Annotated in this window: 8 protein-coding genes; 2 read left to right on the top strand and 6 right to left on the bottom strand. The window is 38.3% G+C overall.

Annotation, left to right across the window (positions count from 1 at the left end):
* The 6 genes from QW060_RS14760 to QW060_RS14735 all read right to left on the bottom strand — a co-directional run bounded on the left by QW060_RS14760 (nt 1) and on the right by QW060_RS14735 (nt 6,950).
* A complete protein-coding gene (locus tag QW060_RS14760; protein WP_290364229.1) occupies nt 1-1,188 on the bottom strand; it encodes a trans-sulfuration enzyme family protein in 1,188 nt (395 codons plus the stop codon).
* Between the two features lie 3 nt (nt 1,189-1,191).
* A complete protein-coding gene (gene thrA / locus QW060_RS14755) occupies nt 1,192-3,597 on the bottom strand; it encodes a bifunctional aspartate kinase/homoserine dehydrogenase I (RefSeq protein WP_290364228.1) in 2,406 nt (801 codons plus the stop codon).
* Nucleotides 3,572-4,564, bottom strand: coding sequence for an alpha/beta fold hydrolase (locus tag QW060_RS14750; RefSeq protein ID WP_290364227.1), 993 nt, complete (start codon nt 4,562-4,564; stop codon nt 3,572-3,574). The genes thrA and QW060_RS14750 overlap by 26 nt, the downstream gene beginning before the upstream one ends.
* A 547-nt stretch (nt 4,565-5,111) precedes the next feature.
* Nucleotides 5,112-5,822, bottom strand: a complete 711-nt coding sequence (locus tag QW060_RS14745) for a tRNA1(Val) (adenine(37)-N6)-methyltransferase (protein ID WP_290364226.1) — start codon at nt 5,820-5,822, stop codon at nt 5,112-5,114.
* 55 nt (nt 5,823-5,877) lie between these two features.
* On the bottom strand, nt 5,878-6,405 hold the full coding sequence (gene rimM, locus QW060_RS14740) for a ribosome maturation factor RimM (protein ID WP_290364225.1): 528 nt from the start codon (nt 6,403-6,405) through the stop codon (nt 5,878-5,880).
* A 17-nt stretch (nt 6,406-6,422) separates the two neighbouring features.
* Complete coding sequence (locus tag QW060_RS14735) at nt 6,423-6,950, bottom strand: 30S ribosomal protein S16 (protein ID WP_290364777.1); 528 nt, start codon at nt 6,948-6,950, stop codon at nt 6,423-6,425.
* A gap of 230 nt (nt 6,951-7,180) precedes the next feature.
* On the opposite strand from QW060_RS14735, the gene QW060_RS14730 reads away from it, so the two are divergent.
* Nucleotides 7,181-7,693: a DUF6252 family protein gene (locus QW060_RS14730; RefSeq protein WP_290364224.1), complete on the top strand. Its 513-nt coding sequence runs from the start codon at nt 7,181-7,183 to the stop codon at nt 7,691-7,693.
* A gap of 109 nt (nt 7,694-7,802) precedes the next feature.
* Nucleotides 7,803-12,326 carry a DNA polymerase III subunit alpha gene (dnaE, locus tag QW060_RS14725; RefSeq protein ID WP_290364223.1) on the top strand — a complete coding sequence of 1,508 codons (4,524 nt, stop codon included), beginning with the start codon at nt 7,803-7,805 and terminating at the stop codon, nt 12,324-12,326.
* Nucleotides 12,327-12,394: the final 68 nt, after the last annotated feature.

Here is a 12,394-nt window from a genome sequence, read left to right as displayed (position 1 = left end):
TTAAATGTGTACTGTCAATGCCTGATCCAGATCATGAATAATATCCTTTACAGTTTCCAGACCTACAGATATACGGATGAGGCCTTCAGTAAGATTGGCTGCTTGCAGTTCTGCTGAATTGAGTTTGCTGTGGGTAGAAGAAGCCGGATGTGTCACAATGGTTCTCGTATCGCCCAGATTGGCAGATAAGGAACATAATCTGATACGGTCAATAAATTGTTTTCCGGCATCTTTACCTCCTTTTATTTCAAGTGCGATGATATTACCGCCCCATCGCATTTGCTTTTTTGCGGTTTTATACTGCGGATGCGAATGCAGAAAAGGATATTTTACAGCTGCTACTTCAGGGTGTTTTTCCAGAAATAAAGCGATCTCAAGCGCATTTTGTGCATGTTTTTCTACGCGTAAAGAAAGCGTTTCAAGACTTTTGGATAATATCCATGCGTTAAAAGGCGATAATGAGGAACCGGTATTTCTGGCAAACAGATAAATTTCCCGGATCAGGTTTTTACGGCCGACAGTGACACCGCCCAATACGCGTCCTTGTCCGTCAATGAGCTTGGTCGCTGAATGTAAAACAAGATCAGCTCCGAAAAGAATGGGTTTCTGAACAACAGGTGTTGCAAATGAATTATCTACGATCAGCAACAGTCCGTGTTTTTGAGCAATGCCTGACAACAACTCTAAGTCTATGATGTCAACTCCTGGATTTGAAGGTGTTTCTACAAATAATATTTTGGTAGAAGCACGGATTTTATCTTCAATTGTTTCCGGCTCATTCATATTGAAATAGGTCGTCTCAATTCCCCATTTTGGAAAATATTTAGTAAAGAGCGTATGGCTCGAACCAAAAATACTGCTGGCAGAAACAATGTGATCTCCCGTTGATAAAAGTGCTGCAAACGTGGTATAGATCGCCGCCATTCCTGTTGAGAAAGCAACCCCGTCTTCTGCCTGTTCCAATTGGATCATTTTATGGATAAACTCTGTCGTATTCGGATTGCTGAACCGGGAATAGATATTGCGGTCATTTTCTTCTGCAAAAGAAGCTCTCATTTCTTCGGAATCTTCAAAAATAAAGCTCGATGTAAGATAGAGCGGGGTGCTGTGTTCTGCATAGATGCTTCTTTGCGTTTCTGTTCTTATCGCTAAAGTTTCTTCCCCTGATGAAAATTGTTTTGTGTTCATGATTTATTGTTTTTCGGATAATCGTAATACATCTCCAAACACTCCGCGAGCCGTAACTTTGGCTCCGGCTCCGGCTCCCTGAATGGTGATAGGGTGGTCACCGTAGGATTCCGTGTAAATCTCAAAAAGAGAGTCAGAACCTTTGAGCTGTCCCAGAGCAGAATCTGCGGAAACAACCGCGAGTTTTGTTTCCAGTATTCCCTTGCTTTTTTGCAGATCACCTGACAGCTCACCTATATAACGCAATACCTCGTGGGGTTGCAGTGTTTCCTTAACAGCAGCATAATGTGCGTCTAATACATCTAAATTCCGAAGGAAATCGCTGGTTTCTATAGACTGAAATGCTTGAGGGATGAGATTTTCAATCTGTACCTCCTCCCATTCGTTTTCGAGTTCCAGTTCACGCGCCAGTATCAGTAGTTTTCTTCCGACATCGTTACCCGATAAATCCTCACGCGGGTCCGGTTCAGTAAATCCTTTTTCAATAGCTTCCTTTAATACCGTACTGAAGCTTTTATCCTCTGTGGAGAAATGGTTGAATAGATAACTCAGCGTACCGGAAAAAACACCTTTTATACGCGTAATGTTTTCACCGGATAAGTGAAGCAGTCTGGTCGTATCAATAAGCGGAAGTCCGGCTCCTACCGTGGTTTCATACAGATACCTGCGCTGATTTTTTTTAAGGGATTTTCTCAATTGCCGGTAAAAATCAAAGGTGTTGGTGTTGGCAGCCTTGTTAGAAGAAATCAGGTCAAAGCCATTTTCGATGAGAGGAAAATAGTTGTGAATAAAAACAGCTGATGAGGTATTGTCTATGGCAATAAGGTTTTCTAAATGATGCTCTTTGGCAAAACGGATTACATCCTGTAATTCATACGGTTTTCCGTTGTCAGACAATTCATTTTCCCATTCTTGTCCGATGCCTTTCTCGTTTAACAGGAGGTTTCGGGAATTGGCAATGGCAAAAACAACGAGTTTCAACTGTTTCTTGGTTTCAATGTTTTCAGTGTTTTGAAGTATCTGATCAATCAGTGTGCCCCCAACGGAACCATGGCCGAAGATGGCGAGATTTATTTTTTTTGAAACACCAAAAATTTGCCCGTGAATCACATTCAATGCTTTTTTGGTTGCTTCTTTTTTTACAACAATACTTACATTTCTTCCGGTAACCGTATTATTAAACAAAATCGGAATGATCTTATTTTGAATCAAAGCATTATAGGGCTTGTGAAAAGTACTGAGATCCTGTCCGATAATAGAGATAACGGCTACTTCATCATCAATAGAGATATGGTTGACATCACGCGTATAAAAATCCGTTTCGAATTCCTTTTCTAAAGCGAGAACGGCTTCGGTAGCCCGTCCTTTTTCTACAATAAATCCAAGTCCTCTTTCTGAAGAACCTTGTGAAATCACGCTGACACTGATGTTTTTTTCTGAAAGGGCGGTAAATATTCGTGCATCTACACCGGCTTTACCCAAAAGACCTCTGCCTTCAAAGTTGATAAGCGCTACATCTGCGAGTACAGACAATGATTTAATGCCCGAAAGAGTAGGCTCAGAAGAAATAAGAGTTCCGTTTTCCTCTGGTTTAAAAGTATTGAGAATGCGCAACGGAATGTTTTTTTCGATAAGCGGTACAATTGTTTTGGCGTGCAATATGGAAGCTCCGAAATTGGCAAGTTCGTTGGCTTCGTTAAAATGCAGACGTTCTATTTTCTGAGCATCACTTACCCAATCCGGATTGGCTGTAAAAATGCCGTCAACATGCGTATAATTCTGTAATTCTTCAGCCTCAAGATAATTCGCCAGTAAAGCCGCGGAATAGTTGCTGCCATTTCTGCCCAGAGTAGTGGTTTCATTATGAAGGGTTGCTCCGATAAAACCTGTAACCACAGCAGTTGTTCCTTTGTCTAAGCTGCTGAAATGCGCTATGGTTTTTTGTCTTGAAACGGATGCAATAGGCTGTGCATTTCCAAAAGTATTATCTGTTATAATCAGTGACCTGCTATCTGTAAAAACAGCATTGATCGCTTGCTCCTGAAGTTTTTTGGTAACTATTTTTCCTGAAATCAGTTCTCCCTGAGCGAGAACACTGTCTTTGATTTTAAGGCTATAATCTCCTAAAAGGTGTACACCCTCAAAAATTTTTTGCAAAAAATCAAACTCATGGGTTAGGTCAATCCCTTTATGTTGAGGTTGCTTTTTAAAAGTTTCGAATAGGAGCGTGAAATTTTCCTGCTTTGCTGCCTGCTCTAATATCTTTTCAAGAACATCAGTAGTATCTCCGAAAGCAGAGACAACTACAGCAATGGATTCTTTTTGAGCTCTGTTTTTAATAATGCTAATGACATGGTCAAAAGCACCGGTAAAGGATAGTGATTTACCCCCGAATTTTAATATTTTCATCTTCTTTAAAATGTTGGTTTAGTAAGGTATGTAACTGTTGGTATTCTATAAGAAAAGCATCGTGTCCGTGAATGGACATTATCGTGCTGTAACAGATGTTTTTATATCTTTTTTTTAGATTCCGGTAAAATTCAAACTGTTCAGCCGCTGGAAACATATAATCAGAATCAATTGATATGATATGAATTTTCATGTTTGTGGTTGCAATAAAATGGTCAATAGTCTCTTCTGTATGATGATTGCCTATTGTTTTTAGCAGATGATTCATCAGTTTATAGGAAGCCAGGGAAAAGCGTTTGTTTAATTGGTTTCCATGATAGTTGAGCCAGCTTTCAATCTCAAAAAGATTGGTTTCTTTCTGAAAATTACAATGAAATTTTTCCCGTAGTGATTCCGGAGTTCTGTACAGCAACATAGCGTGTTTTCTGGCATCTTCAACAGGATGTGAAGAATGGTTGAGAATGTTATCCTGAACCAGAACATTGCCGATAAGCCAGTCAGAAGCTTTATGGCTGCACGCTATGGGAAGCAGCTGATCAATAGCCCGTGGTTTGATAAAAGCCATTTCCCAGGCAATGGCACCTCCGATGCTCCCTCCGATGACTGCGTGTAATCTGTGTATATCCAGTTTTTCAAGGGCTTTCCAGAAAAGTTGTGCAACTATCTGAGTGCTTATTATTTTGTAATCAGAAATGATTGAAGCTTCATTTTCAGCAAAACCATTTCCCGGGATATCAAAAGCAATGATGGTATATTTCTTTACATCAATAGTGATTTCTTCTCCTATTAACCGATTCCACCAGCCTTTGACTCCGGCTACCAGACTGTTGCCTGTCAATGCGTGATTGACCAGAATAACAGGTGCCGCAGCAATTTCTTTTCCAAAAACCTGATAGGTCAGTGAAAACGTTTTTTCATAACTAAGATTAATTTCGGCTGGTGAGATATCGATTTTTTTTACATTCATTTTTCTTCAGTATTACCAACAAAAAAGTCCCTGCTTTTGCAGAGACTTCTAAAATTTCAGATTCAAAAAATTACATAGAAATACTCTGCAGCCTCAGTTGCATCATTTTGTTCATTATTTCTATGGTATTTTTCATTTTGATGATTGTTTATTACAGATGCAAAGATTATAAAAATAAAAGCTATAATCAAATATTATTTAGAAATATTTTCTGAATAATGTTTTTATAACATCTTTAAAAAGAAAAATATTCTGTTTATTGTTGTTTTTTAGATTAAAATAGGGAAAGATCTTGGGTTGCTATGATATATAAATGGAAACTGATCATAACAACAGAATAAAAAAATGATGAGGTAGGAGAGCGTTTTTAAAAAAGTATAAAATTTCAATCTTCAGTTCCTAATATTCAGTGTATCGGGAACTTATTGAATGATTTTGAATAAAACATTCTTTGCTGAGTATAATAAAAATACCCGAATTGTTTATCATCAGTTCGGGTAGTGAGTGTATCGGAAACTTGTGGGCGTTTCAATAAAAAAAGAACCCATTACATTTTGGTATAAAAATCTTTGGTAAGTTCAATATATTCAGGAGTGTATCGGTGTCTTTCTATTTCAATTGTAAGTTCAGTAATAACCGGTTCCTGCTCCATACGGGTAAAGGCAAGCAGTGAACGTTTAATTTCTGCTTCAGGATGTCCTTTTACGCGAGTGATTTTTAAAGGATATAATTCAAATTCTTTACAGATGGCAATAAGGCGTTTTTCTTCCTTAAAGGGGATGATAACAGAAAATATACCATGTTCAGAAAGTAATGCTTCAGTACATTCCACCAGTTCTTCAAAGGGAAGTGCTTGTTCAAACCGGGCTAAATCACGTTGTTGATCTCCCGACGAATAGTTTTCAGTATAAAAAGGCGGATTAGAAACAATAAGATCATAAGATTCTTCTTCAAATACTTCTTCTGTAAATTCATCCAGAGCCGCATGATAACCAAACAGGCGGTCATTCCACGGACTGTTTTCAAAATTTTCTACGCCCTGCTCAAAAGCATTTTCATCGATCTCCAGGGCATCAATTTGTTCAGCCTGACTGCGTTGTGCCAGCATGAGTGCCAGTAAGCCGGTACCGGAACCAATATCTAAAATGGTGTAAGGGTTATTGATCAGAGGTGTCCATGCACCCAGTAAAACGCCGTCAGTGCCTACTTTCATAGCACAGCGATCCTGTTGAATGCTGAAGTTTTTAAATGAAAACATATTTGAAGATTTGAACTTCAAATTTCCATATTAATATTGGCTTTAACAAAATTATTTAATTGATATATAAATCAACTAATCCGTTAGGAGTATCTAAGTGTAGGGTTTTGTTTTTACGATCAACTTTGATAATGAAATCATCAATCATAGGGACAAGGATTTCCTTGCCGTTAAAGTCAATTTCAAAAAGTGCCTGAGCATTTGAATCGTTGACTCTTACAACTTTTCCGATATAGCCAAGCCGTTTGTCCTGAACTTCGAAATCTACAATTTCGTGAAAGTAAAATTTGTCGCCTTCCAGTTTTGGCAACATCTGTAAAGGAAGATATACGTCACATCCGATGATGCGGTCTGCTGCTTCTTCCGAAAACATATCTTCAAACTGAACTCTGAGGAAGTTGTTTTTGTGAATAGAGGCAGAGAGAATAAAAAATGGAACCAGATGTCCGTTGAATTCAACGAACACTGATTCCAGATTTTGATAAATTTCAGGCTCGTCCGTATCTAAATATACGAGGACTTCGCCTTTAAAACTAAATTTTTTAGCGACTTTACCTAAATAGAAACAATCTTTTTTATGCATTATAATCGCTGAAAAAATTAAGCTTCAGTTTCTTCTGTGTTTTCTTCAGCAGCAGGAGCTTCTTCTTCAACAGCAGGAGCTTCAGCAGCAGCTTTAGCTTCTAATGCAGCTTGAGCTCTTTTTGCGTTCACTTCTTTCTCAGCTTCCAAAGCTTTTGCTTTAGCAGCCGCTTTGTTGTCAGCTAATCCTGTAGCTTTAGCAGATACTTTGTTTTCTTTTTCTTCAACCCACTTAGCAAATTTCTCATCAGCTTGTTCCTGAGTTAAAGCTCCTTTACGAACACCTCCGTTTAAGTGGTGTTTCAATAAAGCACCTTTGTAAGAAAGAATTGCTTTTGCAGTATCAGTTGGTTGTGCTCCGTTAGATAACCATTTTGTAGCAGCATCGATATTTAAATCGATTGTTGCAGGGTTAGTGTTTGGATTGTAAGTTCCGATTTTTTCTAAGAATTTACCATCTCTTTTTGCACGTGCATCAGCAGCAACAACCCAATAAAAAGGTTTCCCCTTTTTACCGTGTCTTTGTAATCTAATTTTTACAGACATAATCTCAATTGATTTAATGGAGGTACCCGACCTCCTTTTTGTTATTAAATAAGTGTGCAAAATTACGTATATTTTTGGAATTACGAAATTTTTATGCCTTTTTTTTGCTTTCTAACTGCCTGTAAATAAGATGGGTTGTTAAAGTTAAAATTTTATTAAAAAAAATAATGTTGAATTGATAAAAAAGTCTATTTTTGTTTTTTGAGTTTTAGATAAAGATTTATTCGTATATGAAAAAAATAATAGTTTTTTTAACACTTGCGCTAACATTCGCAGCTTGTGAAGATGATGTGAAATTTAATGATCCCGCATTTCAGGCATTGAGTAACTATGATTTCTGGAGAGCAGATGCAAGTGTGGCTGAAGTTAAAGACGGTACTCTGAGAGTTTACGGAACAAACGGTGCAGAATCTTTATTGCTTAGAATACCGAATTACGGTTTCGGAAAAAGATATGATTTAGGGATTGATGATAAAAATGTAGCCGTTTTCAGACGAGTAATAGAAAAAGATACTATACGGTTCAAAACAGGAATCAATTTAGGTGGAGGATATGTGGTATTTGATGAAGCTTCAAAACAGGTTCCGGGGACTGTATCCGGTAGATTTGTTGTAGATGCTCCTAATACAAATATCGCAAACGATACCATGAAAAGCGTTTATTTACATGAAGGGGTTTTCTTTCGTATAAAAATGAGTGAAATTACAAATGGAATGCCGTCAGAAATTCCGGTTTTGGAATAAGCATTTCTTATAAAAAATCTTAAAAGAGCTGTTCGTATTGAACAGCTCTTTTTTTTGTCGTAAATTTGAATCTTACTTCGATCATAAATTTAAACTTTCTGATTTACCTATGTACTTAATATTTGATACAGAAACTACCGGATTACCAAAGAGTTGGAATGCTCCGATAACGGATGTGGACAACTGGCCGAGATGTGTGCAGATTGCCTGGCAATTGCATGATGAAATGGGGAATCTGGTGGAACATCAGGATTATCTGGTAAAACCGGAAGGATATGACATTCCTTTTGATGCAGAACGAATTCACGGTATATCGACGTTGCTGGCCACAGAAAAAGGTGTGAGTCTGCAATTTGTTTTAGAGGAGTTTAATAAAGCTTTGGAAAAGTCAAAATTCATTGTCGGGCAAAACATCGGTTTTGATGTCAATATCATGGGCTCGGAGTTTTACCGTAAGTCTACACCATCACCGTTAGATCAGATGCCGGTTCTGGATACCTGTACCGAGGTTACAGCTGAGTTGTTGAAACTGCCCGGAGGTAGAGGAGGTCGTTATAAACTACCGACACTTACTGAGCTGCATGCGTATTTGTTTGGAGTACCTTTTAGTGAAGCACATAACGCTACTGCCGATGTTGAAGCTACAACACGTTGTTTTTTGGAGCTCATCCGTAAAGAAGTTTTTACAAAAGAAGAACTGCAACAGCCGGAAAATTATTTTGAAGAGTTTAAAACTCAAAACCCGCAGCCTTTTCAGCTAATAGGATTAAAACATATTAATCTTAAAAAAGCTTCTGAAGAGATTCAGCGCCAATTAGAAAAAGCAGGTGTAATTTCTGAAGAAATAGAGGTTGTTTCGGAAGAAATAATGCGCGCCTTTGAAGCTGCAAATTATGCCCATTTGCACAACCACTCTCAATTTTCTGTTTTACAGTCTACTATTGGAATAAAAGATCTTGTAACTCTTGCCGTAAAAGAAAAAATGCCGGCTGTTGCGATGACAGATCATGGAAATATGATGGGGGCTTTTCAATTTGTGAACGCTGTTATGGCACATAACAAAGCAGCAGAGGCAAAAAATAAGGAACTGACTGAAAACGGGGAATTACCTACCGAAACCATTGTGAAACCTATTGTCGGTTGCGAGTTTAATGTTTGTGAAAATCATCTCGATCGTTCAAAAAAGGACAACGGTTATCAGGTGGTGATTCTGGCTAAGAATAAAAAAGGATATCACAATTTAGCCAAGATGGCTTCAATAGCTTACACCAAAGGATTTTACTATGTACCCCGTATAGACCGTGAGGTAATAAAAAAATACAAAGAAGATCTTATTGTTTTGTCAGGAGGACTACAGGGAGAAATACCGGGTAAAATTCTGAATATTGGGGAAAAGCAGGCGGAAGATGCACTATTATGGTGGAAAGAAGAATTTCAGAATGATTTCTATATAGAAGTGATGCGGCACGGACAAGAAGATGAAGACCGGGTTAACAAAACACTCATTGCTCTTGCGAGAAAGCACAACGTAAAACTAATAGCGACCAATAATACGTATTATTCAAGAAAAGAAGATGCCAATGCGCATGATATTCTTTTATGTGTAAAAGACGGAGAGAAACAGGCAACTCCTATCGGACGTGGACGCGGATATCGATACGGAATGCCTAATCAGGAATATTATTTCAAATCTACAGCTGAAATGAAAAACCTGTTTAGAGATATTCCGGATGCTATTATCAACATCAGTGAGATAGTAGACCAGATAGAGCCTTATTCTTTATATCGTGATGTATTACTGCCAAAATTTGACATTCCTGCAGAATTTCAGCATGCAGAGGATGAGATAGACGGAGGAAAAAGAGGTGAGAACAGCTATCTGCGATACCTTACATATGAAGGTGCAAAGAAAAGATACAAAGAAATAACACCCGAGATTACGGAGCGTTTGGATTTTGAGTTGGTTACCATAGAAAAAACCGGCTACCCGGGATATTTCCTCATTGTGCAGGATTTTATAGCAGCAGCAAGAACTATGGGAGTTTCCGTGGGACCCGGAAGGGGGTCTGCGGCAGGATCTGCTGTAGCTTACTGCCTTGGGATTACCAATCTTGATCCGATAGAGTATGATCTGCTGTTTGAGCGTTTTTTAAATCCGGATCGTGTATCCATGCCCGATATTGATATCGATTTTGATGACGAGGGAAGAGGACGTGTAATGGAATATGTGATTGAGAAATACGGATCTAATCAGGTAGCGCAAATCATTACGTATGGAAAAATGGCTACCAAATCAGCCATCAGAGATACAGCCCGTGTTTTAGATTTGCCTTTGGCAGAATCAGATCGTATCGCCAAACTTATTCCGGGAATGATGCCGAGTAAATGGAATTTGTCACGCTTTATTTCTGAAGAGCTCAATGCAGTAAAACAAGCGGTAAAGAGTGATGAATTTGAAAGAGTAGCTGAACTGATACAGTTGGCAAAAACCGATTCACTGGCAGGTGAAACCATACAGCAGGCAAAAGTACTCGAAGGATCGATGCGAAATACAGGTATTCATGCCTGTGGAGTAATCATTACACCTGATGATATTACCAACTTTGTTCCGGTAACAACAGCAAAAGATTCTGACCTGTACGTTACTCAGTTTGATAACTCCGTAGCAGAAAGTGCCGGCTTATTGAAAATGGACTTTTTAGGTCTGAAAACCTTAACGCTGATCAAAGATACCTGCAAAATTGTAAAATACCGATTGGGAATTGATCTTGATCCGGATAATTTTCCGATTGATGATCAGAAGACATACGAATTGTTTCAAAGAGGAGAAACTGTGGGGGTGTTCCAATACGAATCTCCCGGAATGCAAAAATACATGCGCGAACTGAAGCCTACTGTTTTTGGTGATCTTATTGCGATGAATGCACTGTATCGTCCGGGGCCATTAGAATATATTCCTTCTTTCGTACGGCGTAAGAATGGCGAAGAACCTATTACTTACGATTTGGATGCCTGTGAAGAGTATTTAAAGGAAACCTACGGAATTACGGTTTATCAGGAACAGGTAATGCTACTGTCTCAAAAACTTGCGGACTTTACAAAAGGTGAAGCCGATGTATTGCGTAAGGCAATGGGTAAAAAACAGAAAGATGTACTTGATAAGATGAAGCCTCAGTTTGTGGAACAGGCGGCTAAAAAAGGACATGATCCAAAAATTCTTGAAAAAATTTGGAAAGATTGGGAAGCTTTTGCTTCGTATGCTTTCAATAAATCGCACTCCACCTGTTATGCCTGGGTTGCGTATCAGACAGCCTATCTAAAGGCGCATTATCCGGCAGAATACATGGCAGCTGTATTGTCCAATAATATGAATGATATAAAGCAGGTAACATTCTTTATGGAAGAGTGTCAACGAATGGGATTGGCCGTTTTAGGACCTGATGTCAATGAATCGGTATATAAATTTACAGTAAACGAAAATTATGCGATCCGTTTTGGAATGGGAGCCATAAAAGGGGTTGGTGAAGGTGCTGTGCAAACTATTGTAGAAAACCGGCAACAAGGACCTTACAGATCTATTTTTGATCTGGCAAAACGAATTGATTTAAGAGCCGCTAATAAAAAAGCTTTTGAAAATTTGGCCTTGGCAGGCGGATTTGACTGTTTTGAAGAAACGCACCGTGCGCAATATTTTTTTACGGAAGGTGATGCTATAACCTTTTTGGAAAAAGCCATGAAATACGGTGCTAAATTTCAGGAAAATGAAAATTCATCACAGGTAAGCCTTTTTGGAGAAGCAAGCGAAGTGCAGATTCCGGAACCTGTAATACCGAGTTGTGATGAATGGACAACTATGGAAAAACTTGCCAAAGAAAAAGAAGTGGTTGGAATCTATATATCCGGGCATCCTTTGGATGATTTTAAATTTGAAATGAAATACTTCTGTAATGTAAAATTGAGCCAGCTAAAAGACCTGACGCCTTTTGTAGGAAGAAATGTTACGTTTGGCGGTATGGTATCCAACGTACAATTCAGAACTTCTGCCAAAGGAAAAGATTGGGCAAGCTTTACAGTTGAAGGCTATGAAGACAGTATGGAATTCAGGATGTTTAATGAGGAATACCTCAAATTCAGACACTTTTTACTGAATAATACCTTTGTGTATTTCAAGCTCTTTGTTAAAGATGGATTCGTTAAAAAAGATTCAAATGAAAAAACCGAACCGCGCATTCAGTTTGTAGAGTTGAAACTTCTGAATGAAGTAATTCCTACTTATGCAAAAAAACTGATTATTCAGATCGATATTCAGGAGCTCAAAGCGCATCAGGTAGAAAAAATAAGAATGCTGCTTGATGAAAACAAAGGATCAAAGCCGGTAACATTTGAGATATACGAATTGGAAAAAATTCAGCAGAAAATAGAGAATGAAATGGTCAATCGTTTTCTTGAAGAAACGGATATTGATCCGATTGAACTGGATGAGAATACGATAAATGAAGAGGCTATGCTGCCCAAATTTGTTTATCAGAAAAAGAACGTATTGGAAATGCCGAGTAAGAATACGCGCATTGAGATTTCAGCCGAATTGTTAGAAGCACTGGAGAGCCTTCAGGTTCAATTCCGCTTAAATTAATAGTTTTTAGTAACGTATGTATAGAGAAAACTTATAACGATGAGCTTGACACATTTAAAATATTTAGT

The organism is Paenimyroides ceti, from assembly GCF_030409925.1.
The sequence above is the reverse complement of the archived record's forward strand: the minus strand, read 5'-3'. Positions and strand labels throughout refer to the sequence as shown.

Coding starts and splice junctions, on each gene's coding strand:
- thrA (WP_290364228.1), bottom strand. CDS start 3,597: ATGAAAATATTAAAATTCGGGGGTAAATCACTATCCTTTACCGGTGCT.
- QW060_RS14730 (WP_290364224.1), top strand. CDS start 7,181: ATGAAAAAAATAATAGTTTTTTTAACACTTGCGCTAACATTCGCAGCT.
- rimM (WP_290364225.1), bottom strand. CDS start 6,405: ATGCATAAAAAAGATTGTTTCTATTTAGGTAAAGTCGCTAAAAAATTT.
- dnaE (WP_290364223.1), top strand. CDS start 7,803: ATGTACTTAATATTTGATACAGAAACTACCGGATTACCAAAGAGTTGG.
- QW060_RS14750 (WP_290364227.1), bottom strand. CDS start 4,564: ATGAATGTAAAAAAAATCGATATCTCACCAGCCGAAATTAATCTTAGT.
- QW060_RS14735 (WP_290364777.1), bottom strand. CDS start 6,950: ATGTCTGTAAAAATTAGATTACAAAGACACGGTAAAAAGGGGAAACCT.
- QW060_RS14745 (WP_290364226.1), bottom strand. CDS start 5,822: ATGTTTTCATTTAAAAACTTCAGCATTCAACAGGATCGCTGTGCTATG.
- QW060_RS14760 (WP_290364229.1), bottom strand. CDS start 1,188: ATGAACACAAAACAATTTTCATCAGGGGAAGAAACTTTAGCGATAAGA.